The 25652-nt window shown below is 63.5% G+C and carries 25 protein-coding genes and 1 pseudogene; 12 read left to right on the forward strand and 14 right to left on the reverse strand.

All coding sequences use genetic code 11. The features are described from left to right. Positions 1 to 96: 96 nt before the first annotated feature. The 3 genes from CT676_RS22065 to CT676_RS22075 form a co-directional block, all read right to left on the reverse strand. Positions 97 to 276 (reverse strand): hypothetical protein, encoded by a 180-nt coding sequence (locus tag CT676_RS22065; RefSeq protein ID WP_085401708.1) that lies wholly within the window; start codon positions 274 to 276, stop codon positions 97 to 99. A 147-nt stretch (positions 277 to 423) separates the two neighbouring features. Next, a complete protein-coding gene (locus CT676_RS22070; RefSeq protein ID WP_085401772.1) occupies positions 424 to 729 on the reverse strand; it encodes a hypothetical protein in 306 nt (101 codons plus the stop codon). Positions 730 to 873: 144 nt separating this feature from the next. After that, positions 874 to 1089 (reverse strand): dodecin domain-containing protein, encoded by a 216-nt coding sequence (locus tag CT676_RS22075; RefSeq protein WP_063986511.1) that lies wholly within the window; start codon positions 1087 to 1089, stop codon positions 874 to 876. A gap of 271 nt (positions 1090 to 1360) precedes the next feature. Between CT676_RS22075 and CT676_RS22080 the strand changes: the two genes are divergently transcribed. Next, positions 1361 to 1753 carry a hypothetical protein gene (locus tag CT676_RS22080; RefSeq protein ID WP_063984238.1) on the forward strand — a complete coding sequence of 131 codons (393 nt, stop codon included), beginning with the start codon at positions 1361 to 1363 and terminating at the stop codon, positions 1751 to 1753. 886 nt (positions 1754 to 2639) lie between these two features. Here CT676_RS22080 and CT676_RS22085 read toward each other — a convergent pair. From CT676_RS22085 to CT676_RS22105, 5 genes are read right to left on the reverse strand one after another with little or no spacing between them, the layout of a single operon-like run. Then, entirely contained in the window at positions 2640 to 3347 is a 708-nt protein-coding gene (locus tag CT676_RS22085) for a hypothetical protein (RefSeq protein ID WP_135215361.1), read from the reverse strand. Next, complete coding sequence (locus CT676_RS22090; RefSeq protein ID WP_085401710.1) at positions 3344 to 3781, reverse strand: thioesterase family protein; 438 nt, start codon at positions 3779 to 3781, stop codon at positions 3344 to 3346. The genes CT676_RS22085 and CT676_RS22090 overlap by 4 nt, the downstream gene beginning before the upstream one ends. Beyond that, positions 3781 to 4689, reverse strand: a complete 909-nt coding sequence (locus tag CT676_RS22095) for a fumarylacetoacetate hydrolase family protein (protein WP_085401711.1) — start codon at positions 4687 to 4689, stop codon at positions 3781 to 3783. Before CT676_RS22095 ends, CT676_RS22090 begins: the two co-directional genes overlap by 1 nt. A gap of 43 nt (positions 4690 to 4732) precedes the next feature. After that, on the reverse strand, positions 4733 to 5839 hold the full coding sequence (locus tag CT676_RS22100; protein WP_085401712.1) for a cupin domain-containing protein: 1107 nt from the start codon (positions 5837 to 5839) through the stop codon (positions 4733 to 4735). A 52-nt stretch (positions 5840 to 5891) separates the two neighbouring features. Next, positions 5892 to 6908: a carbon-nitrogen hydrolase family protein gene (locus CT676_RS22105; protein ID WP_085401713.1), complete on the reverse strand. Its 1017-nt coding sequence runs from the start codon at positions 6906 to 6908 to the stop codon at positions 5892 to 5894. Positions 6909 to 7035: 127 nt separating this feature from the next. On the opposite strand from CT676_RS22105, the gene CT676_RS22110 reads away from it, so the two are divergent. From CT676_RS22110 to CT676_RS22125, 4 genes are all read left to right on the forward strand, one after another. Further along, the gene (locus tag CT676_RS22110; protein ID WP_135215362.1) at positions 7036 to 9195 is read left to right on the forward strand and encodes an indolepyruvate ferredoxin oxidoreductase subunit alpha; all 2160 of its coding nucleotides are present in this window, start codon (positions 7036 to 7038) and stop codon (positions 9193 to 9195) included. Then, positions 9192 to 10757: an indolepyruvate oxidoreductase subunit beta family protein gene (locus tag CT676_RS22115; protein ID WP_085401715.1), complete on the forward strand. Its 1566-nt coding sequence runs from the start codon at positions 9192 to 9194 to the stop codon at positions 10755 to 10757. The genes CT676_RS22110 and CT676_RS22115 overlap by 4 nt, the downstream gene beginning before the upstream one ends. A gap of 155 nt (positions 10758 to 10912) precedes the next feature. Next, positions 10913 to 11407 (forward strand): MarR family transcriptional regulator, encoded by a 495-nt coding sequence (locus CT676_RS22120; protein WP_085401716.1) that lies wholly within the window; start codon positions 10913 to 10915, stop codon positions 11405 to 11407. After that, on the forward strand, positions 11407 to 11889 hold the full coding sequence (locus CT676_RS22125) for a MarR family winged helix-turn-helix transcriptional regulator (RefSeq protein WP_063984247.1): 483 nt from the start codon (positions 11407 to 11409) through the stop codon (positions 11887 to 11889). Before CT676_RS22120 ends, CT676_RS22125 begins: the two co-directional genes overlap by 1 nt. A 79-nt stretch (positions 11890 to 11968) precedes the next feature. Here the strand turns inward: CT676_RS22125 and CT676_RS22130 are convergent. From CT676_RS22130 to CT676_RS22150, 5 genes and pseudogenes are all read right to left on the reverse strand, one after another. Continuing rightward, positions 11969 to 12697, reverse strand: a pseudogene (locus CT676_RS22130) (SDR family oxidoreductase). A 2-nt stretch (positions 12698 to 12699) separates the two neighbouring features. Beyond that, positions 12700 to 14316, reverse strand: a complete 1617-nt coding sequence (locus CT676_RS22135) for an ATP-dependent acyl-CoA ligase (protein ID WP_167768111.1) — start codon at positions 14314 to 14316, stop codon at positions 12700 to 12702. Positions 14317 to 14323: 7 nt separating this feature from the next. Then, positions 14324 to 14800: an aromatic-ring-hydroxylating dioxygenase subunit beta gene (locus CT676_RS22140; protein ID WP_085401719.1), complete on the reverse strand. Its 477-nt coding sequence runs from the start codon at positions 14798 to 14800 to the stop codon at positions 14324 to 14326. Further along, entirely contained in the window at positions 14797 to 16137 is a 1341-nt protein-coding gene (locus CT676_RS22145; RefSeq protein WP_135215363.1) for a Rieske 2Fe-2S domain-containing protein, read from the reverse strand. The genes CT676_RS22140 and CT676_RS22145 overlap by 4 nt, the downstream gene beginning before the upstream one ends. 17 nt (positions 16138 to 16154) lie before the next feature. After that, positions 16155 to 17105 (reverse strand): PDR/VanB family oxidoreductase, encoded by a 951-nt coding sequence (locus CT676_RS22150; RefSeq protein ID WP_085401721.1) that lies wholly within the window; start codon positions 17103 to 17105, stop codon positions 16155 to 16157. A 445-nt stretch (positions 17106 to 17550) separates the two neighbouring features. On the opposite strand from CT676_RS22150, the gene CT676_RS22155 reads away from it, so the two are divergent. Next, positions 17551 to 18474 (forward strand): catalase, encoded by a 924-nt coding sequence (locus tag CT676_RS22155; RefSeq protein WP_085401722.1) that lies wholly within the window; start codon positions 17551 to 17553, stop codon positions 18472 to 18474. Positions 18475 to 18482: 8 nt separating this feature from the next. Here CT676_RS22155 and CT676_RS22160 read toward each other — a convergent pair whose 3' ends face one another. Further along, positions 18483 to 19412 (reverse strand): AraC family transcriptional regulator, encoded by a 930-nt coding sequence (locus CT676_RS22160; RefSeq protein ID WP_085401723.1) that lies wholly within the window; start codon positions 19410 to 19412, stop codon positions 18483 to 18485. Between the two features lie 449 nt (positions 19413 to 19861). Here CT676_RS22160 and CT676_RS22165 point away from each other — a divergent pair, with 449 nt between their 5' ends. From CT676_RS22165 to CT676_RS22190, 6 genes are all read left to right on the forward strand, one after another. Beyond that, on the forward strand, positions 19862 to 20815 hold the full coding sequence (locus tag CT676_RS22165) for an AraC family transcriptional regulator (protein WP_085401724.1): 954 nt from the start codon (positions 19862 to 19864) through the stop codon (positions 20813 to 20815). 52 nt (positions 20816 to 20867) lie between these two features. After that, positions 20868 to 21818: an AraC family transcriptional regulator gene (locus CT676_RS22170; protein WP_244623229.1), complete on the forward strand. Its 951-nt coding sequence runs from the start codon at positions 20868 to 20870 to the stop codon at positions 21816 to 21818. Positions 21819 to 21919: 101 nt separating this feature from the next. Beyond that, positions 21920 to 22213 (forward strand): hypothetical protein, encoded by a 294-nt coding sequence (locus CT676_RS22175; RefSeq protein WP_085401726.1) that lies wholly within the window; start codon positions 21920 to 21922, stop codon positions 22211 to 22213. Between the two features lie 116 nt (positions 22214 to 22329). Continuing rightward, positions 22330 to 23535 carry an NAD(P)/FAD-dependent oxidoreductase gene (locus CT676_RS22180; RefSeq protein WP_085401727.1) on the forward strand — a complete coding sequence of 402 codons (1206 nt, stop codon included), beginning with the start codon at positions 22330 to 22332 and terminating at the stop codon, positions 23533 to 23535. A gap of 79 nt (positions 23536 to 23614) precedes the next feature. After that, the gene (locus CT676_RS22185; RefSeq protein ID WP_085401773.1) at positions 23615 to 24412 is read left to right on the forward strand and encodes an acetoacetate decarboxylase; all 798 of its coding nucleotides are present in this window, start codon (positions 23615 to 23617) and stop codon (positions 24410 to 24412) included. A gap of 33 nt (positions 24413 to 24445) precedes the next feature. Continuing rightward, positions 24446 to 25621, forward strand: a complete 1176-nt coding sequence (locus CT676_RS22190) for a patatin-like phospholipase family protein (protein ID WP_193560900.1) — start codon at positions 24446 to 24448, stop codon at positions 25619 to 25621. The last annotated feature ends 31 nt before the right edge of the window (positions 25622 to 25652 follow it).

Raw genomic sequence — 25652 nt, forward strand, 5'->3', positions numbered from 1 at the left:
CGATCTCATCCTTCGGCCGCCGTCTCAGCAGTGCCCATATTGCCGAAAGCAAATCCTTGAAAAACAGGGGCGCAAACACATTCTGCCAAAGTAGTGCTAGTCTTCATCCGGCTCGCGGACGACTGCCGGCTCGTCGGCTTCATCCTCGTCGTCGTCGCCCTCTTCGTCCTCCTCGTCTTCATCAGGATCTCGGGGCGGCATCGCGGTGCCCATAGCTACGAGCGGCGTCCAGACGGTCGCTGTGATGAAAAATGCTTCGAAATCGTGTTGCCTCATGTTGTTACTCCTCGAAAACCATGTCGAATATTCCTGACCGACGACATCCGGATGTCCAGGACGCGATCGCCCCTGCGCGACGGCGATCAGATCCACAGCAGTGGCAGGGGCCGGCACCCCACGCAACTGGCGACGTTTACGAGTACTTCATGCCGAGGACGCATCAGGTTCTATATTTACCAGCACTTCGCCGGCAGTGATTTCGGGATCCCCAAGATCGAGGTCATGCAGACTTGCTTGAATAAACTCCATTATCCTGGCGTTCGCTGCATTGGCGCTTTCGCGGTCCTCGAATATCATCACGGCGACACCAACGCCGTCGCCCCCATCCAGCACGTAGTAAGATCTGAATCCGGGCGATTGCTTCAGGATCTGACCGACGCCGCTCTTGGCGCGACGAGCAGCGTCCGCGACCGAACGAACCTTGGTGTACTTGCGAATGACGATGTACATGAGGTCACCGCGCGTTACAGTTCCCGCCCCACGCATCAAAGCATACCGGGTCCCGGTTGGACCAGAGCGCTGCTTCCCGAACGGCCGCGCGCCTTTCTCCAGCGAGCCAACCTCGCCCCGCAAGCGGGGGCGAGGTGCCGAGGCTCAGGACCCCTCGAACTTGAACGAGACGTTGAGCTTGGCGCGATAGGACTCGACGTTTCCCTTCTCATCCAGTTGCATATCGAGCTTGACGACCTCTGCAATGCGAAGATCACGGAGAGTTTTTGCAGCTTGCCCGACCGCATTGGCGGCCGCCTTCTCCCATGAGTCACTGCTGGTACCGATCAGTTCAATGACCTTGTAGACGCTATCAGGCATATCGTCCTCCTGTTCGGTCTGAAGCAGGAAGCAGCTGCTCCCCGCCGTTGTGAAATCTAGCATCAGGATGTCGGCGCTGATACGACGCGATACGGTCTCGGACGCCGCCCGGGGGCCCGATAAGGACAAACCGCATTTGGCGGGGATGGCGGCTTTTGGCCCGAAGCAGGCCGTCGCCCGTAGCGGACCATCCCATCAGAGCCGTGATCACCCTCGCCGCGGTCATGGTAGGGTGGTCTTGTTCTTGCTGGCGAGCCAAAGGTGACAGCCGATGAAGTGTCTTCGGATATACGCAACGCCGGACGGTGAATCTCACTTCGGTGAGGTGGAAATCCCCATGACGGCAAAGCTGACCGTCGCTCCCGGTGCCAAGCCGTTTCAGGTGTCCCAGCGCTACCCCGCGTCAAGCATGGAGGTTACTCAAATTCCTGCCGGTATGCGACAGGTCGATTGGCACACCGTTCCCGCGCGGGTATTGACTGTGAGACTGACTGGCGCGGTCGAATACGAGACGAGCGACGGCGAGGTGCGGCACGTCTCTGCGGGCGAGTTCGTGTTGGTGGAGGACACACACGGAAAGGGCCATCTGTCTCGTCATTCCCCAGACGAGCAAACCGTTCTTTGGATCAGGCTACCCAACGGCCTCGATTTGCCGTCCCCATAGTTCGCAGGGATCGCCATCGCCCACGACGCCGAAAATCTGCAAATGGGCTCATCGCCGACAAGGCGGGCCGCGGCTGTTGTCAGCATCTGCCCCAAAGCGGACGTCAACCGTCGATGCCGGCAAACCCGCTCGGTGACCACGGTCGCTATGCCTCTGTTGGTGACGGCTGCAATCCTAAGAGCTCGCGTGGCGCTGAGCGGGAGGCGATGGCAAGACTCGGAATCGCGCCCCATCGTGTCGAATAGAGGCCGTGCCGAAACCGGCGTCGCTTGCGCCAAGATGCAGGATGGGTAGAGCTCTTGCGAAACCCATCGCCCCCGGCACGCCGATGCAGCGCCCGTGTCATTCTTTAGCTCGATGCCGTTGCGAGGATCAGGTTTGATGGGTTTCGCTTCGCTCTACCCATCCTACGAACTACGTCAGTGTCAGCACGCCTTAAAGGTGGGACGGCACCCCTGCCGCCATGAATAGCGGCCGTCACAACGGTTGCACTTCCATAGAAAGCCGTTGTTACACTTGATCCTGGTGATGCAGTAGTTCTTGTATGCTGCAGGCGATTGCGCTGAGGCAGAGGCGATGCTGAGCGCAAGTGCTCCGACACTCATGGTCGCAACCAGGGCGACGAGAGCAAATGGTTTCGCTATCGTAGTCATGGTCGGTCCCTCCCTGGAGGCATGACAATCCCCGCATCAGAGTCGCCCCACGTTGCGATGATAGCAGAATTCACACGAACAGGCGCTAAGATTGCTGGGTAATTTCGTCGCAACCTTGGGGTGTTTACAAAGGCTACCGGCATAGCGAGTCCGGCGCGATCTGACGGCCAAAGCGGACATCTGGCGATCCATCTCAATTCACGGCTCACGCCATCGTTTTCACGCTCTCGGCTCTAGCGCTTCGGCCGCACCACCCGCGTCAGCATCGGAAAATGCTTGTTGCCGCCTGCGAATGGCGGGAACTGGACGAAGTCTGCGCGCATGCGCTGGATCACGTCGGAGCCGAGCGCGTGCGCGAGGGCTTGCGGGCTGTCGAACACTAGCTTGTTGCGCTGCATGTGCTCGACGCGCTGCGACGGCAGCCGGTCGACCCAATCGATCCGGGTGTAGATCTCGATCTGGCGAACATCAGGGAAGGTTCGCATGATCGATGGATGATGCTCGAGATAGTGCAGGTTCCAGGCGTTCATGTCCTCCGCCGGGCCGGGATAGTGCACGAGGTAGCTGCACGGAGTGGTCGTGCCTGCCAGATGTTCGGCGACATCGACGGGAAACGCGCGCGTCAGCATGACCTGATGCGTGACGTCCAAGCCGGTGAGGCTCGCCAGTCCGGCCCCCGTCGCGAGACCGGCAAGGATGCCACCGCGGTCCATTGCCGCCTCGCAGGCGAGCAGGTCCGGAAACCGGAGTTGAAGCGCAAACACCGGGCCGGAGCCATCGGCCTTGTAGGGATGATCGACCGACTGTTCGAGCGGCGTGAACAGCAAGCCCTCGGTCATATCGGGGATCGATCCGACCAGCTCCGCTGCGGCGACGACCTCGTCGGGATGAATTCGCCGTTCGCCTGCCGGATCGGAGAATGTCATGAACAGCGAGATCATGCGGGCGTTGCCTCAGCGCCCTCGCCCGCGCTCACATGCGCCATCAGCACGGCGCGAATGTCATCCGGCCACGGGATCGCATGGTGATCCACCAGCGACGTCGCGGCCAGGATCTGGCGGGCGCGCCAGCGCATGCCGTTCGCGCCGGAGACGACATGCTCCAAATGGAGCGACGATCCGCCGACCCGGCTGATATGCAAGTTGAACGTCAGGCGATCGCCGAACATCGACGGCCGGGAAAAGTCGCAGGACAGATGCACCGTGGGTGTCCCGATCTTCCGGACCGTGATCAGCTCCGGCCATGGAAATCCAATTCTCGCCCAGAAGTCTTCGACGACCCCATTGAGGATGTTCAGGTAAGACGGGAAGTACGCGATCCCAGAAGGATCGCAGTCTCCGAATCTGAGCTCGCGATCGAACGAGAACGTCGTCATCAGATCGCGACGACCGGATGCCTGATGACACCGACCCCGTCGACCCCCGCTTCCACCACGTCACCCGGCCACAGCCATTCCTGGGGAGTCCTGCCGGCGCCGACGCCTTCCGGCGTTCCGGTCGCGATGATGTCGCCCGGCTCGAGTGTCATGCCCGACGAAATGTCGGAAATTAAAACCGGGATGTCGAAGATCATGTATTTGGTATTGGAGTCCTGCTTCATGACCCCGTTCTTCGTCAGCCACAGCCGGAGGTCATGCGGGTCGGGGATCTCGTCCGCGGTCACGATGCAGGGGCCGAACGGCGCATAGGTGTCCATGCCCTTGGAGAAGATCCACTGGCCGGCGCGGCGATTGTCGCGCGCGGAGATGTCGATCATGACCGAATAGCCGAAGACGTGGTCCATCGCCTTGTCGGTCGCGATGCGGGTTGCGGTCTTGCCGATGATGACGGCGAGCTCGACTTCCCAGTCGAGCTGCTGCGTCATCTTCGCATTGTGCTGGATAGCGCCGCCCGGGCCGATCACCGACGTCGGCGGCTTGGAGAAGACGACCGGCTGCTTCGGCAGGTCCTTGTCGGTATCCAGGCTCTTGGCGGACTCCGCCACATGCGCACGGTAGTTCAGCCCGATGCCGAAAATGTTCTTGCGGGGCCGCGGGATGGGCGCCTGTAGCTTCACGTCCTCGAGCGGAACGGCGGAGCCGGCCGGCAAGCGTCCATCGGCATCGTCCAGACGCTCCTTCAGCGCCGGCAGCAGCGTCACGCTGTTGTCGATGAACGACAGCATGTCGCTCGGCCATCCAAAGCCATGCGACGCACCGAGGTGCTCGACGTCCACGACCAATCCGTCAACGAGGACCCCGAGGCGGGCACCGCTGGAGCCCAAGGTGTAGGTAACAAGGCGCATGAAGCTTTATCCGGCTCTTTCGGTTGAATTCTGTGCGGGGACGTCAGGCGGCGACCGGCTGGTGGCCGGCATTGTCGCCATAGGCCTCTTCCCGATAGAAGCCGAGGCTCTCGATGACGGGCAGATCGTTGAAGCAGAACAGGCAGGCGTCCTCGCTGCCCGAGGCATTGCCGTGCTCATGCCAGGCCCAGGAGGGAACGCAGAAGATGTCGCGCTCCTGCCACTCGAAGCGCTTGCCGGCGATGATCGAATAGCCGCGCCCCTTGGCGACCTGGTAAATGAAGCTGCCGGTGTGCCGGTGCGACTTCGTCTTCTCGCCCGGCCGCAGCAACTGCATGCTCGCGCCGATCGTCTGCATCACGTGCCCGCCGGTGATCGGATTGACGTAGTTCATGAGAATGCCGTCATAGGGCGAACCGTCGGTCGCGGCGGCATATTTGCGCAAGGACTCGTAGGTCGGCTCCCACTCGTACTTGAACATGGGGGAATAGTCCTTCGACCATTTCGAATCCGCCGGCCGAAGCCCGGGATTGCCCCAGGTCTTGGTCATGTCGTCCACGGGATAGCCGGACTCTTCCTGCTGCACCTTGGGATGGACCGCGAAAAAATTCGCCTCCAGCGCGTTGACCAGCGGGATGTCCAGGCCGTCCTGCCAGATGCACACCGAGCCGTTGGCTTCGACGCCATGCTCGTGCCAGGTGCCGTTCGGCGTGAGCACGAAATCCCGCGCCCCCAGCGTCATCTTGTGCCCGTCGACGATGGTGTAGGCGCCCGACCCCTCCATGATGAAGCGCAGGGCTGAAGCCGAGTGCGCGTGCGCTGTTGCGACCTCGCCGGGATGCATCACCTGCAATCCCGAATAGAGCCAACCGACCGCGGCCGACACGTCGCGGCGGCCTGGATTGTTGAGATAGATCACCCGCCGCCCCGCCTTCTCCGGCGAGACGAGTTCGACCGAGCGCAGCACGTGCTCGCGCAGATCGTCGTAGCGCCAGAGCACGGGAACCGACGCCGATTGCGGCGCCCATGGCTCGATCTTGTTGGCGACCGTCCACAGCGCGCCGGCTTCGTACTTTTCGAGGTCCTTGTAATAGGCCTTGAGCTCGGGGGTATCTTCGACATTGGCCCGGCCGACGACGTTCTCGCGCATCCTATCCTCCAAGTCCTGTCTCGTGGCGCCGCTTTATCGACGCGCCCAACCACTATTCCGATCTCAGCGGGATCGGCGTGAAGCCCTGCCCCGCGTCATCGCCCTCACTGTCTGCGAGGCCGAGCGGTGCCAGCGGACGTCGGTTGACGCGCAAATCGAAAATATCGAACCGGTTGTAGTGCCCGACGATGTCATGCATCTGCTTCGGCTGGATGCAGCGGTCGAGATCGATGTCGGCGTAGACGATGCCTTCATCGTCGATCAGGGGATCGCCGACCACGCGGCCGTCAGGTCCGATGATTCCGGAGAACGCGCTCGACTTCCGCTGCAGGCGCGCACGCGCGTCGGGGACGACCGTTTCCATCGCCGTGATGATCTCCTCCGACACGGTCGAGCAGGAGACGACCGTAAAAATCTTGCCTTCAAAGGAATGGGCGATCGCACGCAACTTGATCGCCTCCGCCATGTCGTAGTCGGGCGGCGCGACCGGAAGCGAGATGTAGCTGGCGACATGCACGAGCTCACCCTGACCCAACAGCGCAAAGCGCGCGAGCGTGTTGGTGTTCTCGCCGCAGGCGAGGCCGCCGAGACGCCCGATCTCGGTATCATAGACGCGCAGGCTCGATCCGTCACCGCCGGTCCAGGTCAGCTTCTCCGCCCAGGTCGGCACCAGCTTGCGGTGCTTGCCAAGCACCGCGCCGTCCGGCCCGATGAAAACCAAGGTATTGTAGATCGCACCCAGCGACACAGGGCTGCGCTCGTTCACGCCGAGCACGACGTAACAGCCGGTATCGCGCGCGGCTTTCCTGACGACATCGACCTCCGGACCCGGCACCAGCACCGATGCCTTGGCGAGCTTCTCGAACCATGCGCTGCCCGTGACGGGGTCGGTGATCCAGTTCCAGTAGGGATAGCCGGGAACGAACACTTCGGGGAACGCGACGAGCTTCGCGCCATTGGCTGCGGCTTCACGGACCAGTGAAGCTGCCTTGTCGGCTGTCGCGCCCGGGTTGAGATAGACAGGTGAAGCCTGGACGGCGGCGGCTCTAAAGCGAGGCAGCTTCAGCATTGGCCCTACCCTGTCGCTGGCTCATGATCGCCTTGCAGGAGCAGAGGTCCGCAAGCGTGATAGCATGGCGCGGCGTTGACTTACTTCACATGTAAACGTATGCTATCGCATATTTCTGGAGGGTGCAATGGCTGAACGGTCTTTTGCTCGCGAAGTCGAGGATCTCCGGCTCGGCGATGGCGATACGTTCCGCGGCGAAGGCATCCTCGCCATCACCAAGGCGCTGCTGCAATCGGGCGTCGCCTATGTCGGCGGCTACCAGGGCTCGCCGATCTCGCACCTGATGGACGTGCTCGCCGACGCCAAGGACGTGCTCGACGATCTCGGCGTCGTGTTCCAGAGCTCAGCCAACGAAGCGGCCGCGGCGGCGATGCTGTCGGCCTCGGTGATGTATCCCCTGCGCGGCGCGGTGGCGTGGAAGTCGACGGTCGGCACCAATGTCGCCTCCGACGCGCTCGCCAATCTCGCCTCGGGCGGCGTCACCGGCGGCACCATGATCATCGTCGGCGAGGACTATGGCGAAGGCTCCTCCATCATGCAGGAGCGGACCCACGCCTTCGCGATGAAATCGCAGATGTGGCTGCTCGATCCCCGCCCCGATCATGAATGCATCGTCAATCTGATCGAGAAGGGTTTTGAGCTCTCCGAATTCTCGAACACGCCCGTGATGCTCGAGGTTCGTGTCCGCGCCTGTCACATGCACGGCAGCTTCGCCTGCAAGGACAACGTCAAGCCCGCGCATACCATCAAGGATGCGCTCAACAACCCCAGGCGCGACGTCAACCGCATCGTGCTGCCGCCGGCGGCCTATGAGCACGAGCAGGAGAAGATCAAGACGCGGATGCCCGCGGCGATCGGCTTCATCCGGGACAACAAGCTGAATGAATGGATGGGGCCGAAGCAGGGCAAGGTCGGCATCATCATGCAGGGCGGCATGTACAACAACGTGATCCGCGCGCTGCAATATCTCGGGCTGTCGGATGCCTACGGCAACACGCAGGTTCCGCTCTACGTCATGAACGTCACCTACCCCGTGATCGACACCGAGGTCGCTGAGTTCTGCGTCGACAAGGACGCCGTCCTGATCGTCGAGGAGGGCCAGCCGGAATATCTGGAGCAGGCGATCAACACCGTGCTGCGCCGCAGGGACATCCAGGCGCGCATCCATGGCAAGGACGTGCTGCCGATGGGCGGCGACTACACCGCGCAGGTTCTGCTCGGCGGCGTCAGGGACTTCCTGGAGAAGACCGAGCCGCGGCTGCTCGGCAACCGGCCGCCGGCGCCGGACGCCGTTCCCGTGCTCAATCACCCCGCGGTCGAGAAGCTGAAGCAGGTTGTGCCGGCGCGCCCTCCCGGGCTCTGCACCGGCTGCCCGGAGCGGCCGATCTTCGCCGCCATGAAGCTCGTCGAGGAAGAGCTCGGCCAGCATCATGTCTCGGCCGACATCGGCTGCCATCTGTTCTCGATCCTGCCGCCCTTCAATATCGGCGCGACCACCATGGGCTTCGGCCTTGGCCCGGCCTCGACCTCGGCCTTCAACGTCAAGGCCGACAAGCGCTCGATCGCGGTGATGGGCGACGGCGGCTTCTGGCACAACGGACTGACCAGCGGCATCGGCAATGCCGTGTTCAACAAGCACGACGGCGTGTTTGTCATCGTCGACAATTTCTACACCTCGGCGACCGGCGGTCAGGACATCCTGTCGTCGCGCGCGACCAACAAGCGGCGCGACACCAACAATTCGATCGTCAAGGCCGTGAAGGGCATCGGCGGCCAGTGGGTGCGCCAGCTCGACCGCACCTATGACGTCGGCAAGATGCGCGACACGCTGAAGGAAGCGCTGACGACCAAGGAGGAAGGCCCCAAGGTCATCGTCGCGTCCTCCGAATGCATGCTGAACAAGCAGCGCCGCGTGAAGCCGCAGATCAACAAGGCCATCAAGGACGGGTTACGCACCGTCAAGGAGCGCTTCGGTGTCGACGAGGACGTCTGCACGGGCGACCACGCCTGCATCCGGCTCTCGGGTTGCCCGTCGCTGTCGGTGAAGCAGCTGGACGACCCCTTGCGCGACGATCCCGTTGCGGCGATCGACAATTCCTGCGTCGGCTGCGGCAATTGCGGCGAGGTCTCCGAGGCCGCCGTGCTCTGCCCCTCGTTCTATCGCGCGGACGTCATTCACAATCCGACCGGCTGGGACAGGTTCAAATCCAAGGTCGCGATGGCCGTGATCAGCTGGTTGCAACGGCGGCGTGATCGCCGGCGTCCGGCGCTCGAGGCGTTGGCATGAGAGACGAGACGGTCCGGCTGGCCCTCCCCGCCGCCGGCGAGGCGACCGAGCGGCCGATCTCCATCGCGATCGTCGCGATGGGTGGCCAGGGTGGCGGCGTGTTGACCGACTGGATCGTTCAGTTGGCCGAGAACCATGGCTGGGTCGCGCAATCGACCTCGGTACCCGGCGTCGCCCAGCGCACCGGCGCCACGATCTATTATATCGAGGCGATGCCGCCGCTCGACGGCCGCAAGCCGATCCTGTCGTTGATGCCGACGCCCGGCGACGTCGACGTGGTGATGGCGGCGGAGTTCATGGAGGCCGGCCGGTCGATCCTGCGCGGCCTCGTGACGCCGGATCGCACCACGTTGATCGCATCCAACCACCGGTCGTTTGCAATCGGCGAGAAGATCGCACCGGGCAACGGCATCGCCGACGGCGGCGCCGTCACCGGCGCCATCGGGGTTGCTGCCAAGACCGAGATCATCTTCGATCTGAACGCGCTGGCGATCGCGCATGGCAGCGTCATCTCGGCCGCGATGTTCGGTGCGCTCGCGGCGGCCGCTGTGCTGCCGTTCAGCCGTGACAGCTATCTCGACGTCATCCGTGCCGGCGGCAGAGGTGCGAAGGCCAGCGTCGAGACGTTTGAGGCCGCCTTTGACCGGGTCAAGACCGGCGCACCCGAGGTCGCGGCATCAGCGCCATCAAAGCAGGCCGATCACGTCCCCTCTCCCGCAACGCCCGATCCAGATCTTGCCGGGCTCATCGCAAGACTGAAGCAGGAGCTGCCCGAGCCCCCGCTCGCCATGGCTCGCGCCGGCCTGAAAAAGGTGGTCGACTTCCAGGACGTCGCCTATGGCGCCGAGTATCTCGACATTCTCAGGACGTTGCACACGGCCGACCGAAACGCTGGCGGTGGTGCGCGCGCCTATGCCTTCACTGAGGCCGCGGCAAAGTATCTCGCCAACGCCATGACCTATGACGACGTCATCCGCGTGGCCGACCTGAAGACGCGCGCCGGTCGCCGCGCGCGCATCGAGAGCGAGCTCGAGATGTCCGAGGGACAGGTGCTCCAGACCACCGAGTTCATGCATCCGCGCATGGAGGAGGTCATGGGCGTGCTGCCCGCGGGCTTCAGCCGCTGGCTCGGCGCGCGGCCGCGCCTGCTCGGCTGGCTCGATCGCCGCGTCAACCGGGGGCGCCGGGTGCGGACCTACTCGCTACCCTGGTTCCTGACCCTCTACGTCGTGGCCGGACTACGCGGCCTGCGACGCCGCTCGCTGCGTCACGCGGTCGAGACCGCGCATCGGGACGGATGGCTCAAGGCCGCAACCGATGCGGTCGCCGCCAACTACCAGCTCGGTGTCGAGATCCTGCAATGCCGACGCCTCGTGAAAGGCTATTCCGATACCCACAGCCGCGGGCTGTCGAAATTCGACAAGACGCTGGCGGCGATCAAGCTGGTCGAACGACGCGAGGATGCGGCCGATTGGGCGCGCCGCCTGCGCGAGGCCGCGCTGAAGGACAGCGCCGGCAAGGAGCTCGACGGCGTGATCCAGACCATCAAGACTTTTGCATGATTCCATCGGAGGGGAACGCGGGAGTGGATTGCCGTTCGCCCCCCAAGACGTCAGGATCAGGCGACTTGACTACGATTCTCAAATTGTTAATCGGAGCGAAAGACCCGCGATAATCCCTCCAATCGACGAGACATCTTGTACTCGATGGTCATGCAATGCCGGCAGCACTCAAAGAGAACATTGTTCCCGTCCCTGGGCAGATCGAAACCCGGCTCTGGCTTCAATTGCTGTCGCTGCATGGCGAGCTGTTCGCGTCGCTGAATTCGATGCTGAACTCCGAGTTCGGCCTGTCGCTCGCAAAATTCGACGTGCTGGCCCAGCTCGATCGCTACCGGGATGGCCTCGCGCTCGGGCAGTTGTCGCAAAATCTGAAAGTCACCGGCGGCAACGTCTCGGGGCTGGTGCAGCGTCTTCTCGCCGACGACCTCATCAGCAGGGAAATGTCGAGCGAGGACCGGCGCTCCTTCATCGTGCGCCTGACGCCAAAGGGCGAAGCGTTGTTCAGGAAGGCAGCCGACGTCCACAAGAAGCATCTCGGCAAACGGCTCGAGAATGTTTCGGCCCGGGAGCTGGACGGTGCGCTGTCCGTACTGAAATCCCTTTCTTCAAAACTTCATACCGAGAGCAAGAAGCAAAGTCGCAAGAGATAATGGCCAGAGAATCCAAGAGCAGATGGAAGTCGGGTCCGCCGAGGACGCGGGACCAGCTGCAAACCTACATCCCGTATCTGTTCAACCGGCTCGCCAATCGCTGGAATCTCGATCAGAACCGCGACCTGAGCGACCACGGCATCAACAATGTCGTGTTCCGGACGCTGTCGGTCCTGTTCATCTACAAGACCCTGACGGTCAACGAGGTCGCCGTTCTCGCGGTGACCGAGCAGTCGACGGCGAGCCGAATGGTCGAGTCCATGGTGTCATCGGGCCTCGTCAAGCGCGAGATCGCGGAGGAAGACCAGCGCCGCCGCGTCGTGGGTCTGACCCCGGACGGCGAAGCGCTGCTGCGCAAGATCTGGCCAATCATGGCGAGCAACTACGACAAGCTGATCGAAGGCATCGAGCCCGACGACATCGAGGTCTGTGCGCGCGTGCTGGCCAAGATGGTCGAGAATATCCGCCAGAACCAGATCTGATCTTGTTTATTGGAGCATGATCTTTTCGGAAAACCGCTTCACTTTGCGCTAACGCGGCCCTCCGGGTCCGGATCATGCTCTACGGGCCAAGGCCGACGAGGCTGGTGCCGCCGCAGACATAGAGCACCTGGCCAGTGACGAAGTCCGAACGTTCGTCGAGGAAGAAACTGATGGCGTGCGCGACATCCTCGCGCGAGCCGAGCCGCCCGACCGGCACGTTGCGCGCCATCCGCTCCTGCTGCTCGGAGCCCTTGGGAATGATGCCTCAGAAATTGTCGGTCAGGATCGGCCCTGGCGCCACGACGTTCACGGTGATGCCGCTCGCGGCGAGCTCCAGCGCCTAGGTCCGCGCCATGCCGTGCACGCCGGCCTTGGTCGCCGAATAGGCCGACCGCGTCGCCGCGCCCATCGCGGCTCGCGAGCTGACGAACACGATGCGGCCGAAGCGGCGCGCACGCATCCCCTCCAGCGCCGCCTGGGTCAGCAGCATCGGCGCGCCCAGGTGCAGCTGCGCCAGCATCAAAATGTCTTCCGGCTTCGCATCGGGCAGCAGGTTCGGCAGGATCACGCCCGCATTGTGCACGAGGCGATCAACGGCGTGATCGCGGCAGATCTCCTGCGCGATCGCGCGCGTCTCCTCGATATCGGAGAGATCAGCGCGATAGGCCGCGAGCAGATCATGCGTCCAGTCCGGCTTCTCCAGCCCGACCGAGATCACGCGCTGCCCGCTCTCGACGAGCCTTTTCGCCAGCGCCTCGCCGATCCCCGAATTGCCGCCGGTGATGAGTGTGGTGCGGATCTCGCTCATGATCAAACCTGCCGCCGCTTGAGGTCGCGAAGGTCGAAGAACGCACCGTCAGACATCAGCCTGGCGACGAAATCCTTCAGGCCGCCGCGCTGGATCTTCTCGGTCGCGGTCAACGGCAGGCTGTCGACGAAACAGATCCAGCCCGGCGCCTTGTAATAGGCCATCTGCTCCAGGCTCCAGCGCACGATCTCCTCGGCGCGCGCGCGGTCGGCACCGGCCTCCTCGGCGATGATGACCGCCGCAACCTCGTCGCCGCGCACCTGATCGGGCGTCGCGGCAACCGCGGCCTGCCTGATTGCGGGATGGCGGTTGAGGACGGACTCGACCTCGACTGCGGCAATGTTCTCGCCGGAACGCCGGATCACGTTCTTCTTGCGGTCGACGAAATGAAGGTCGCCGTCCGCATCGCGCGACACGATATCGCCGGTGTGCAGCCACCCGCCGGCCCACGCCTCGGCGGTGGCGGCCTCGTTCTTCAGGTACTCGCGGAAGAAACCGTAACGCGGGTCCGCACCCGCGCGCCGCACCAGGAGCTCGCCCGGCGTCCCGACCGGCGCGTCGTTGCCGCTGTCGTCGACGATACGAATGTCGACCTCGGGGCCCGGGCGTCCGAAACAGCTCGTGCCGATCTTGCGCGGCTCGATATTGGCGGCGATGACGCCGCCGCTTCCCGTCTCGGTCATCGCCCAGGCCTCCAGCAGCGGAAAGCCGAAGCGCTCCTCGAACGGCGCATGCAGGAGCTTGTCGACGCCGGCGCCGAAGCCGAAGCGCACGGTGTGGGCGCGGTCCTGCTCCGATTGCGGCGCGCTCATCAGCATCGAGGGCATCACGCCGAGATAATGCAGACAGGTCGCGCGGCTGTCGCGGACGGACGCCCACCAGGTACGCGGATGGAAGCGATCGAGCATGGTGAGGCTGCCGCCGACCGACAACATCGCCATCAGCGACACCGCCATCGCGTTCATGTGAAACAGCGGCAGCGGCGTGATCATGCGCTCACAGTCGGGCTTGAGATCGATCAGCCCGCCGACATCGCGATACCAGTTTCCGGAATGCAGGAAATATGTGTTGGTGAGCACGCAGCCCTTGGGCTGACCCGTGGTCCCAGACGTATAAAGCAGCGCGCATTCGCTCGCCTCGTTTCCGGCGGTCGAAGGCCGCGCACCTCCGAGGGGTACGGGAACGTCGTCCTGATCAGTCACGACCGGGATCGGCCGGCCGGCCTGGCGCGCCGCGGTCTCGACCTCGTCGCGCCGCTCGGCGAGGACGAACGCCGCATTCATCTCGGAATGCGCAATGATGTACTCGAGCTCGCTGAGCCGCAAATCGGGATTGATCGGCACGACGGACACGCCGAGCGCGTTGAGCGCGAACCACAGCTCGACGAACACCGGCCTGTTCTGGAGCAGCAGCCCGACCCTGTGGCTTTCGCCATAGCCCCGGCTTGCAAAAGCCGAGCGCCAGCGCTCGACCCGGTCGAGCATGGCGCGGTAGGAAATCTCGCCTGCCGCGATGCCATAGATATCGGCGGTCTCCGGCAGCACGTTGAGGAAGCCCGCCTCCTCCCGGCGAAGGGCGGTCTCGCGAAAGCGGGCGTAGACTGTGGTCGCAGCGGTCAAGGCGTACTCACATGAAAAGCTGGATGTTGCCGAACGGCGCGTCGAAATTGACGAGATCGACTCGCTTGAGCTTGATCTTCAGGGCATCGCCGACCTCTACGAATTCGTGCGACGCCCATCCCGAATACCGCTCCAGCAGATCACCGCGGGTCTCGGTGTAGATATAGGACGTCCGCGCCTTGTAGACGCCCGCAGCCGGGTCGCACGCCACGATCCGCGGTGCCTGGAGAAGATGATGGCAACGGCTCTTCGGCTTCTGGCTGAAGGTCCGCTCGCCGGAGAGCCGCTCGACGCGGACCTTCAGAAGCAGCAGATCCTCGTACATCAACGAGGGCTGGAGCACCGGATCCTGCTGCTGCCATTCGAGCGGCATCCAGTAGCGCCCTTCGGGGTGAAACAGATCGAGCCAGGCCTGCCATTGCATCGTGTCGAGCAGCTCGGCTTCCAGATAGATGAAGTCCGTGATGGCCTTCTCGTCGATCATTCCGCGGCCTCGGCACGCTTGTCCATGTCCATGGTCATGAATTTCGACCAGGCATGGAACTGGTTTCGCATCTGTCGCTCCGACGTGCCGTTGATCACGGCCGTGACGTCCTGCTCTTCATGGCTCTCGTAGAGGCGCCGCAGATTGACCCATTGGTTGCCGTTCGACTTCAGTCCTTCCTGCGCCCGCTCGTACATTTCGAGATCGTCGTGCCCGACGATCGAGGTCGGCGCGTTGATGAAGCGGTTGTACATCAGAGCCCGCTCGTAGAGCTTGTCCGGCGCGCCGACCAGGCGATAGACCCAGCTCTCAACCAGCGTCCTGTCGACCGCGATCGGGATGAAATTGCGCAGGATCTGCACGGCGCCCTTGACCATGATGTTCGGGAAATACACGGTGTTGTGCCTGACCTCGCCGAGGATCTCGTGCGCCCGCTCCTCGCCATAGGCCGCGACCATCTGGCCGACATAGCCTTCGATGTCCGAATAGTTGGAATGGATGGAGTTGGCGACGCCGGTATGGCCGTGGCCGTTCGGCCAGATCCTGATGCCGCTCTGCTCGTAGAACTCGTACGGGCTCATGAAGGGACCGTAGAGCTGCACCGCCATCGGCGTCTCCGTGGAATCGCCCTGCTCGCGCTTCCAGACCTTGACCGCGGTACCGGCCGAGCTCTCATGCGCCACCATCGGATGGCAGGTGTCGGTCTGGTTCTCGACCAGCATCTTCCAATTGCAGGTGTGCATGTAGCGGATCGGCGTCGCCTGGACAGCGAGCTTCCCCTCCGGCGAGCGGTCGACCATGTTGTCGATGGTCGAAAGGCTTTCGCCGAAATAATCCTCGAAGGACACGCCGTCGTCGCTCAGGCGGGCGAAGATGAAATCGCGATAGATCACGACGTTCCTGACCTTCGACAATCCCTCATTCGCTTGCGTGTCGCCAAAGCCGGTGCCCTCGTAGCCCTTTTTCAGAGGGATCGCGAGCAGCGAGCCGTCGGTCTTGAAAGACCAGGCGTGATAGGGGCAGCGGAAGAACTTTCCGGTGTTGCCGCAGGGCTCGGAGGCGATCTTCACGCCCTTGTGCGGACAGCGGTTGTAGAAGACGTGAATGGAGCCGTCGGTGTGGCGGCTCGCCAGCACCGGCTGACGGCCGATATTGGCTGTGATGAAATCGCCGGGCTTTCCCAACTGGCTCGCGTGCCCGACATAGATCCAGCTGTTCGGGAACAGGTGCTCCATCTCGAGCTCGAAGATCTCGGGGTCGACATAGACGTCGCGATGCACCTCGGCCTCGCGCACCAGCGCCGCGATCGCGTCGGCATTCTGTCCGTATTTCGCCATGACGTCCCTCGCCTCCCCTAGAGATCCAGCACCAGACGTTCCGACTTCGCGCGTGATACGCAGATCTGCATGACCTTGTTGGACGCCTTCTCGTCGTCGCTGAGGATGACGTCGCGATGGTCGGGCACCCCTTCGATCACGCCGCACTGGCAGATGCCGCAATCGCCGCGCTGGCAGTCGTAGAGCACGTCGAGACCCGCGGCCTCCAGCGCCTGGATGATGGTCTGACCGGCCGCCACGCTGACGACCTGCCCGGTCGATTTGAGCTCGACCTCGAACGGCAAGTCGGCCGAGGACGATTGCTCGGCCTTGAAGAGCTCGTAGTGGATACGGTCTGCCGGAATGTCCCTGCCGAGCGCAACCGCCTTCACCGCTTCGATCATGCCGGCCGGACCGCAGGCGTAAATGTGGGCGTTTGCAGCGGCATCGCCGAGCGCCGCTGCGATGTCCAGGCGGGACTCGTCGCTGTCGTAGTGGATGGACAGGCCCTTGGCGCATATCTCCTGCAGGTGCGGCAGGAACGCGAGCAGGCCTTGCGTGCGGCCCGCATAGTGCAAGCGATACGGGCTTCCTCGGGCCGCGAGTTTCGCCGCCATCGACAGGATCGGCGTGACACCGATGCCGCCGGCGAACAGCAGCGCGGGCGCCGCTCCCTCATGCAGATGAAAATTGTTGACCGGCGCCGTTGCCTTCACGACATCGCCGATCTTCAGCGCGTGCATGAACTGCGAGCCGCCGGTCGATGCCTCCTCGCGCAGCACCCCAAGCGCCAGCATACCTTCGGGAAGGCCCGGCAAAGCCATCAGCGAGTACGGCCGGTCGCCTCCATTCGGGAGCGCCACGCGGATATGTGCACCCGCCTGCCATCGCGGCGCGACGCCGTCCTCCACGCCAAACACAAGGCTCCGTATGAACGGCGTCTCCGCGGCATACGATCTGACCTTGAGCTTGAGCGGATGCGTGTCCATTCAGGCATCTCACGAATTATATGAATTTGCATATTTTTAGACATGTAATAATTAGCTGTCAATCGCCGGCGCGGGCTCAGGCTCGGATTGCAGTCCCAGGCACGTCTCGTTGGTGCAGGACGGTTGGCACGGCCCCTCCGAGGTTGCCCACGCCTCAGCAGATCACTCCGAAGAACGGCCGGCCGTGCTTTCAATGGACTTTGCTGCCCGTGCACACGCCGCCTTTGAGCGCCCGCCCCGATCCATCATGGGCCGTGGGAAGATTTCAACTCAAGCCATTCATTTTGCTGAGATATTCCATCGCCGACGACCTGCCGACGCCGCGTTCAGTGCCCTGGTGACCGCGCAAGAAGACAGCAATCGCGCTGCAAGCACAGCAATCGCTCTGGAGCGGGGAAGCATCCACGCCGCTAACGGTTGAGGGGAGCAAATCCAAGACCAAGCCATGTCCCTGTCCCCGAGCGGCACCGCCACACCCGCCTCCATTGTCGAGGCTCAGAAAGCCGTTCTGGGCAATCCACCCAAGGCACGCGCGAGCTTTGCCAAAGGCCGCTGCGTCAGGGGGACCTACATCCCTTCGGATCGGGCCGACGAGGTCACGAAGTCGCGGAGCTTCACAACACCATCGCGCGTGCTGGCGCGCTTCTCGGTGGACGGCGGTCCCCGCGAATCCGAGACCAGGGATCTCACGCTGCGCGGCTTCAGCTTCAGGCTCGGCAACGACGAGCATCGCTCCGACATCCTCACACAGAGCGCTCCGGTTCATTATGCGAGGACGCTCGATCAAATGCTGGCATTCCTCACCTCGCGCATGCCCGGTCGCGACGGAAGGCCGGACCTGGAGAAGATCAAGGCCTTCTCCACCGCCAATCCCGAAACGCTGCGTCAGGCGAACTACATCGCCGCGCATCCGCCTCCCCCGAGCTTTGCCGGCACGACCTACTGGGCCGTCCACGCCTTCCCCGCAACGAATTCGAAGGGCGAGACGCAGTTCATCAAATTCAAGGTCGTCCCGGTCGGTGGCGAACTTGCGATGATCGAGGGCAAGGCCAGGACGACGTCCGCCGACGTCCTGCACAACGATCTCAAAGGAAGGATCGCGACACGCGATATCCGGTTCAGCCTGATGGCGCTGCTCGGCCGTCCCGATGACCCGACGCAGGATGTCACGATCCGGTGGCCGGATGAGGACAGCCGGGAAGCCGTACGGCTCGGAACGATCGTGATCACCGCGATCGAAGCGGACGAGACGTGCGATACTTCCGGCTTCGATCCGGCAAATCTTGCGGAGGGCATCGGTTATCCGCCGGACGAGATCTTCGCGGCGCGCCGCGCCGCCTACGCCGGTTCACTGGCGCAGCGCCGCTGATCGGACGATCACGTCTCGCTGTCCCTGATGCCAAGCGCTTCGCGGCGCCATGCCGCCGGGCTGACGCCCACCTGCGCCGAGAACACCTTCGTCAAATGGCTTTGATTGGCGAACCCGACCGAGATCGCAATCTCGGACAGCGGCAGGTCGCGCAGGGTCATCAACTGCTTTGCCGCCTTTACACGCTGGCGGAGCAGCCACTGGTGAGGCGGAAGGCCGGTCGAGATTCGAAACGCGCGGGAAAAATGGCTAACCGAGAGACCAAACTCGGCCGCGATCTGTTGCAGTGAAAGCGTCCCGCCGAGATCCGAGTCGAGCCTTTCGCAGGCTCGCCTCACCTGCCATGGGGAAAGACCGCCCCGGGCCGCATCCGCGACGCGCTGCCATCCGCCATAGGTCTGGGCAATGTGGGCCGTGAACGCGAGCATCATGTGGTCGATGAAGAGCTGGTTGGCCTCTGCCGGACGACGCAGTCCTTCCAACATCAAGGCGCCGATATGGCGCATGATCTCGTCGTCATGGCCGAAACCATACCGGCACGCGAGGTCGCCAATGGGCGGCGTGCGGGCTTCTCGCGCGATTCCGTCGAGCGTCAGACGAGGAAGATAGAAATGGACGGAATGGAACGGCTTGTCGATGACGAAGCGCGGATCGTGCCGGAGATCGTACAGATAGGTCGTACCGGCTCTGACATTCGTCTTCGCAAAGCACTTGCCGTGCTCCCAGAGCTCGCAGTCAGGATAATCCTGCAGCTTCAGGCTGACGAGATAGGCGTCGTCGGCAAGCGAGCCGGAAAGACCCTCGACCGGCTCACTGTTCAGGGTTTCGGTGACCGCAACGTCGACGCCTCGCCGCGACCGCGTGATCAGCGAAGGCGGCGCATCCGCCAGGCTCAACTGCCGCTTGACCCTCTGTCCGAAGGTGCCCGCCAGTGCCATTCGATCGACCCATCCGTGGAATTCTGACCAGGCAACCCATCTGACTGCCGTCGCCCTGGAGGTCGGTAGCATTATCCGCTTCGGAGTACGGGGGTCCAGTCGCGTCGCGGCGTGATTTGCGATTGCGACGGGGCGCCGCGGCCGATTGTGGCAAAGCCATTTTCAGAAGCGATTTCAACATCTAATGCGTAAATCGTGAGCTTGATTCTCCGCAGTCGTCCAGGGATCGCCGATCACAAGATCTCGCGTCCGAGCGCTTTGAGCAGAATCAGGACAAGCACCGCGGTTTCAGGAAAGACCCCGTAGTCCCACGTGCCTAGAAAACCACACCGAGCGCTCGCGGCGCGCTGCGGCACCCGTACGGGCGCAAAAGAAGCGATGGCTTCACGCCGGGCGCGCAAATCGCGCTCAGCGCCGCGAGTGCAAGGCCCCTGAGACGAGCACGTCCAATGAGCAAACCGATCTCGCACAATTCTGCGCGTGAAAATCCTCCGGCCGCATCCGAGCCAAGCCAAGGCCAGTCGTCGGCGACCGGGCGGCGTGCCGCTGACGCCGAGATGGCGCGTGTGCTCCACACCGAACCATTTCGCGTGGCATTGGACTCCTCCGGTGCCGGGATCGCCCACTGGAAACACGAACCCTTGCACGACGTCGTCGAGCCCATGAGCCATCACGTCATCATGGCCTATAACGGAGCGGTGCAGCACATGGAGCGGCGCTCAGGACGGTCCGTTGCGATTGGAACGTTTCGTCGCGGGGCTGTGATCATCATTCCCGAAGGATCGAGCTCCCGATGGGATATTCCGAAGCCTGTCGACGTCGTTCAGCTCTATCTCCCCCACGCAACGCTGAAACGCGTCGCCGACGAAGCCGCGAGCGGCACATCGAGCGAACTCCTGGAGCGAACGGCGCATCCTGATCCCATTACGTCCCGATTGATCCTGAGCGCGGTCAACACGCTGGAGAGCAATGCGGCCCTGGACACGCTGTTCAGGCATCAGTTGATCGACCTCCTGGCGATGCGTCTCCTGGTTGCCCATACCGGCTCGCAAGCCCCATTCCAGCCGACCATCGGTGGGCTTTCGCCCAAGGTCCTGGCCCGTGCCATCGAACGCTTGCGCTCGGACAGCGATACCGACGTCTCCCTCGATGCCCTCGCCTCCGATGCCGGTCTGTCGCGCTTCCACTTCTGCCGCGCATTCAAGGAAAGCACCGGGCTCTCGCCTCACGCCTGGCTGCGCCAATACCGGCTCGAGCAAGCCATGAACCTGCTCCGCGATACCGACACATCGATCGCCCTGGTTGCGGCAGAGCTTGGTTATGCCTCGCAAACGGCCTTCGCCGCGGCGTTCAAGCGATTGAACGGCGAAACGCCGAGCGATTGGCGACGACGCGTGCGTTAGCAGCAATCGCTCCGCGGGTCCCGAAGTGCCTTCCGAACGCGAGACTAACTCCATGGACAAGCCAATCCTGCACGATCCTTTGGGGGCTCTGCTTGCCGCACCCGTTGCGCGCCACAGCGACTCGCCGAACGTCGAGCGGCGGCGTGCCGATGTGGAGATGGCGCGCATCCTGAAGACCGCGCCGCTCCAGATGGCCTCGGACCCCTCCAATGGCGGCATCGCGCATTGGAAGCACGGCGCTCTGCACGACGTCGTCGAGCCCATGACCGACCACGTCATCATGACGTACCCCACAGGCGTTCAGCGCCTGGAGCGACGCGCCGGAAAATCGGTTGCGATTGGAACGGCCCGTTCCGGAGTCGTGACGATCATCCCGGCTGGTTCGAGCGCCAGATGGGATATTCCCGGTCCTGTCGATGTCGTCCAGCTGTATCTTCCGCACGCAACGCTCGAACGCGTCGCCCGCGAAGCCGACGCGCCCATTCCCGGTGATCTTCTGGAGCGAACCGGGCATCTCGACCCTGTCACATCCGGACTGCTGATGAGCGGGGCGGATGTGTTGGAGGGCAACGCGGTTCTGGATGCACTCTTCAGGCAGCGACTGACCGATATCATCGCCACGCGCATCCTGGCCGCGCACATCGGCGAGCCGACCGCCATCGAGCCGATCATAGGCGGGCTGGCTCCCCAAGCTCTGCGACGCGCGATCGAACGCTTGCGTTCGGACAGCGATTCCGACGTCTCTCTTGCGGCGCTCGCTTCGGACGCCGGCCTGTCGCGCTTCCACTTCTGTCGTGCTTTCAAGGAAAGCACCGGTCTTTCGCCGCATAGCTGGCTGCGCCAGCACCGGCTCGAGCAGGCCATGAACACGCTGCGCGACACCGAAATCCCGATCGCCACGGTGGCGGCTGAGCTTGGCTATGCCTCTCAAACCGCCTTTGCCGCCGCGTTCAGAAGATTGACGGGAGAAACGCCGAGCGATTGGCGACGTCGCATGCGCTAAGCAGCAATCACTCTGCAGGCAGAGCAATCGCTCTGGCGCAACTGCAGGTCCGCTCCGCTAAATGATCAGGGTGCCCTCGATCCAATAGACGGAGACGAACAATGACCTGGAAGAACTTCGTTAGTCCGGTCAAACTCGTGCCGCGACGAAGGATGGCCGCAAGCGCCATCATGTACGGACTTTCATTGGCCGTTCGCTTCACCTCGGCAACCGGCGAGGAAGTGGAAATACCGGCGCAGTCCGTACACGACGCAAGTCCGGTGATGCCCATCATCGACAGGGATGGCGGCCAGCTCCCGTACGCCGATTGGCGTCCGAACGCCATCGAGCCAATTTTCTTTCGGCACCGCTGGCCGCCGCCGATGGCTTCGATGCCAGGCTGCCCCTCTCCCTGAGAATTCGCGATCTCGCGTCACGTCTTCGCGTCATCGGTCTCGACGATCCGCCACGAGAGTGGCGGCGGCGATGACGCGCCCATGCCCGGAAAGCTCAATCCACAGGAGATCATCAAATGCGACTCGTCATTATCGGCGCCGGCTTTGCCGGCATGTACGCCGCACTTTCCGCCGCGCGCCTGCGGGACATTCAGGGCGCTTCGCCCGAACAACTCGAGATCGCGCTTGTTGCACCGGAGCCGACGCTCGTGGTTCGGCCCCGCCTCTACGAAAGCAAGCCCGAGACCCTGACGGCACCTCTGCAAGACGTGTTGAAGGCCATCGACGTCGTCTACGTGCAAGGCAGCGCCGGGACCATCGATACCAAGTCTCGTGCGATCGAGCTCGTCACGGCCGAAGGCACGAAGCAGACTCTCTCCTACGATCGGCTGGTCGTTGCCACCGGCAGCCGGCTTTTCCGACCGAACATCCCCGGCATCGCCGAGCACGCCTTCAGCGTCGACAAGCTCGACGATGCGATTGCGCTCGAGCGGCATCTCCATGATCTGGCCGATCGGCCTGCAAGGAACGGACGCGATACGGTCGTCGTGGCCGGCGGCGGGTTCACCGGTATCGAGACGGCGACGGAGATGCCGGCGCGGCTGCGTGCGGTCCTCGGCAAGAACTCCAAGGCACGCGTCGTCATCGTCGATCGCAACAGTACGATCGCTCACGATATGGGCACAGATTCCCGCCCCGTCATTGAGGATGCGCTGCGCAAGCTTGGCGTGGAGACCCGTCTCGGCACCGGTGTCGCGTCGCTCGACAAGTCTGGCGTCACGCTTTCCAGCGGCGAACACATCGAGGCGGAGACCGTGATCTGGGCCGCGGGCATGCGCGCCGCTCCTTTGACCGCGCAGATCCCGGCCGAGCGCGACAATCTGGGCCGCCTCCTTGTCGACCGCGACTTGCGAGTGCCGGGCGTGGCCGGCGTCTTTGCCACCGGCGATGCCGCCAAAGCAGCGTGTGACGACGTCGGCAACCACGCGCTGATGTCGTGCCAGCATGCCACGCGAATGGGCGCGTTTGCCGGCAACAATGCCGCTGCCGAACTTTTGGGTGTCGCGACCAGGCCTTATCACCAGAAGGCCTACGCCACCTGCCTCGATCTGGGAGAAGCCGGCGCGATCTTCACGCGAGGCTGGGATCGGAAGCTCGAGCTCGTCGGCGACGAGGCGAAGCGGACCAAGCAGCAGATCAATACTGTCTGGATCTATCCGCCCCGACCGGAACGTGCGGCCGCGCTGGCCTCGGCCGATCCGGAGCACGTCGGCGAGGTGTAGCTGCCTCGCGCGAAACCGGGCCGCGTCGACCGTGCGCGAGCCCGGCCCGATCACCCCATACCAACCGGAGCCGACCATGATGAAACACGAAACCGTGCGCGCGAGCGCGTTCGCCATGCCACTGACCAGCCCGGCTTTCCCGCCCGGCCCCTATCGCTTCATCAATCGCGAATACTTCATCATCCAGTACCGGACAGATCCCGAGGCACTGCGCCGGATCGTGCCCGCACCACTCGAAATCACCGAACCGGTGGTGAACTATGAGTTCATCCGAATGCCGGACTCGACCGGATTTGGCGACTACACCGAAAGTGGGCAGGTCGTTCCGGTGTCCTATCAGGGCAAGGCCGGCAGCTTCGTCCACCAGATGTTCCTCAACGATCATCCGCCAATTGCGGGCGGGCGCGAGCTCTGGGGCTTTCCCAAGAAGCTGGCGCAGCCGAAGCTTGAGGTCGAGACCGACACCCTGGTCGGCACCTTGAACTACGGCTCGGTCCGCATCGCGACCGGCACGATGGGCTACAAGCACCGGGCCCTGGACGCCGCGGCCGAAGCAAAAAAGCTCGCCGCACCGAATTTCCTGCTCAAGATCATTCCGCATGTCGACGGCACGCCGCGCATCTGCGAGCTGGTGCGCTTCCATCTCGAAGACATCACCGTGAAGGGCGCCTGGACTGGGCCGGCAGCGCTCGACCTGTACTCGCACGCCCTTGCCCCCGTCGCCGAACTGCCGGTGCTCCAGGTGCTCTCGGCCAAGCATATCGTCGCCGACCTGACGCTCGGGCTCGGCACCGTGGTCCACGACTATCTGGCCTCGAGCGAAATCGTGCGGCGGCGCGGATCCTCCGAAACCCTGGTCGACGCGAATGCCGGCTGATCGACATCATCCGTACCATCGGGAGTCCTCAAAATGCTGAACGTGATGCGCGAGCAAACCAATCCTGTGCCGCAGCGGAGCAATTCGCTGCCCTACGATGTCGTCGCCCTGGTGTTGCAAGGCGGCGGCGCACTCGGCGCCTATCAGGCCGGAGTCTATGAAGGCCTGCACGAGGCCGGCATCCGGCCGAACTGGCTGGCCGGCATCTCGATCGGCGCGCTCAACGCCGCGATCATCGCGGGCTCGCCCGAAGGCGAGCGTGTTGCACGGTTGCGCGAGTTCTGGGAAACCATCTGCGCGTTTTCGATCGAGTGGCCCGCCGGCGAAGGGCTCGCCAACGCCCTGCCGTTTGCGTTCGACATCAACTCGGTACGCAACGCGATGGCGGCGGCGCGGGCCTTGATCCATGGCCAGCCTGGCTTCTTCAAGCCACGCTTCCCCTCGCCGCTCTGGTCACCGTTCTCGGGCGACGCCGCGACCAGCTTTTACGATACGGCCCCCCTGCACCGGACGCTGGAAAGGCTCGTCGACTTCGACCGGCTGAACTCGGGCGACGTGCGCGTCAGCGTCGGCGCGGTCAACGTCCGCACCGGCAACCTGACCTATTTCGACACCGCCGAGCGCCGGCTGGGACCGAAGCATTTCATGGCATCGGGCGCGCTGCCGCCGGGCTTCCCCGCCGTCGAGATCGAAGGCGAGCACTATTGGGATGGCGGCGTGGTTTCGAACACGCCTTTATCCCGCGTGCTGTCCGGCGAGCCGTGTGACACGCTGACGTTCCAGATCGATCTCTGGTCGGCCAAGGGCCACGTTCCCCACGACATGATGGAAGTGTCGAGCCGGCAGAAGGACATCCAGTATTCGAGCCGCACACGCGCCGTGACCGACCAGGTGCTGCGGATGCAGAAGATGCGTCAGGCCTTGCAGCGCACGATCGCGAAATTGCCGGACGCCGCCAGGCACGATCCCGAGATCCGCGCGATTGCGGAGATGGCGCGCCATCGTTGCTACAACATCGTGCACCTGATCTATCAGACCAAGATCCACGAGGGCCATTCGAGGGATTACGAGTTCGGGTTGAGCGCGATGCGCGCTCACTGGCAGAGCGGACTGGACGATATCCGCCGCACGCTGGCCGATCCGCGACGCCTGGCCCCGCCGGCTCCCGAGCTCGGCATCGTCACCCACGACGTCCATCGCCGCGACTGAATCTCACCGCCCACCTCGTTTCGGAGAATAC

The sequence above is a fragment of the Bradyrhizobium sp. MOS001 genome, assembly GCF_004634465.1.
Classification (GTDB): domain Bacteria; phylum Pseudomonadota; class Alphaproteobacteria; order Rhizobiales; family Xanthobacteraceae; genus Bradyrhizobium; species Bradyrhizobium barranii.

Excerpts from the sequence above, each read along its gene's own strand:
- CT676_RS22110 (WP_135215362.1), top strand. The coding sequence starts at position 7,036 with ATGGCTGAACGGTCTTTTGCTCGCGAAGTCGAGGATCTCCGGCTCGGC.
- CT676_RS22125 (WP_063984247.1), top strand. The coding sequence starts at position 11,407 with ATGGCCAGAGAATCCAAGAGCAGATGGAAGTCGGGTCCGCCGAGGACG.
- CT676_RS22185 (WP_085401773.1), top strand. The coding sequence starts at position 23,615 with ATGAAACACGAAACCGTGCGCGCGAGCGCGTTCGCCATGCCACTGACC.
- CT676_RS22165 (WP_085401724.1), top strand. The coding sequence starts at position 19,862 with ATGAGCAAACCGATCTCGCACAATTCTGCGCGTGAAAATCCTCCGGCC.
- CT676_RS22100 (WP_085401712.1), bottom strand. The coding sequence starts at position 5,839 with ATGCGCGAGAACGTCGTCGGCCGGGCCAATGTCGAAGATACCCCCGAG.
- CT676_RS22080 (WP_063984238.1), top strand. The coding sequence starts at position 1,361 with ATGAAGTGTCTTCGGATATACGCAACGCCGGACGGTGAATCTCACTTC.
- CT676_RS22090 (WP_085401710.1), bottom strand. The coding sequence starts at position 3,781 with ATGACGACGTTCTCGTTCGATCGCGAGCTCAGATTCGGAGACTGCGAT.
- CT676_RS22150 (WP_085401721.1), bottom strand. The coding sequence starts at position 17,105 with ATGGACACGCATCCGCTCAAGCTCAAGGTCAGATCGTATGCCGCGGAG.
- CT676_RS22070 (WP_085401772.1), bottom strand. The coding sequence starts at position 729 with ATGTACATCGTCATTCGCAAGTACACCAAGGTTCGTTCGGTCGCGGAC.
- CT676_RS22095 (WP_085401711.1), bottom strand. The coding sequence starts at position 4,689 with ATGCGCCTTGTTACCTACACCTTGGGCTCCAGCGGTGCCCGCCTCGGG.
- CT676_RS22180 (WP_085401727.1), top strand. The coding sequence starts at position 22,330 with ATGCGACTCGTCATTATCGGCGCCGGCTTTGCCGGCATGTACGCCGCA.
- CT676_RS22175 (WP_085401726.1), top strand. The coding sequence starts at position 21,920 with ATGACCTGGAAGAACTTCGTTAGTCCGGTCAAACTCGTGCCGCGACGA.
- CT676_RS22190 (WP_193560900.1), top strand. The coding sequence starts at position 24,446 with ATGCTGAACGTGATGCGCGAGCAAACCAATCCTGTGCCGCAGCGGAGC.
- CT676_RS22170 (WP_244623229.1), top strand. The coding sequence starts at position 20,868 with ATGGACAAGCCAATCCTGCACGATCCTTTGGGGGCTCTGCTTGCCGCA.
- CT676_RS22145 (WP_135215363.1), bottom strand. The coding sequence starts at position 16,137 with ATGGCGAAATACGGACAGAATGCCGACGCGATCGCGGCGCTGGTGCGC.
- CT676_RS22105 (WP_085401713.1), bottom strand. The coding sequence starts at position 6,908 with ATGCTGAAGCTGCCTCGCTTTAGAGCCGCCGCCGTCCAGGCTTCACCT.
- CT676_RS22120 (WP_085401716.1), top strand. The coding sequence starts at position 10,913 with ATGCCGGCAGCACTCAAAGAGAACATTGTTCCCGTCCCTGGGCAGATC.
- CT676_RS22075 (WP_063986511.1), bottom strand. The coding sequence starts at position 1,089 with ATGCCTGATAGCGTCTACAAGGTCATTGAACTGATCGGTACCAGCAGT.
- CT676_RS22085 (WP_135215361.1), bottom strand. The coding sequence starts at position 3,347 with ATGATCTCGCTGTTCATGACATTCTCCGATCCGGCAGGCGAACGGCGA.
- CT676_RS22115 (WP_085401715.1), top strand. The coding sequence starts at position 9,192 with ATGAGAGACGAGACGGTCCGGCTGGCCCTCCCCGCCGCCGGCGAGGCG.
- CT676_RS22155 (WP_085401722.1), top strand. The coding sequence starts at position 17,551 with ATGTCCCTGTCCCCGAGCGGCACCGCCACACCCGCCTCCATTGTCGAG.
- CT676_RS22140 (WP_085401719.1), bottom strand. The coding sequence starts at position 14,800 with ATGATCGACGAGAAGGCCATCACGGACTTCATCTATCTGGAAGCCGAG.
- CT676_RS22160 (WP_085401723.1), bottom strand. The coding sequence starts at position 19,412 with ATGGCACTGGCGGGCACCTTCGGACAGAGGGTCAAGCGGCAGTTGAGC.
- CT676_RS22065 (WP_085401708.1), bottom strand. The coding sequence starts at position 276 with ATGAGGCAACACGATTTCGAAGCATTTTTCATCACAGCGACCGTCTGG.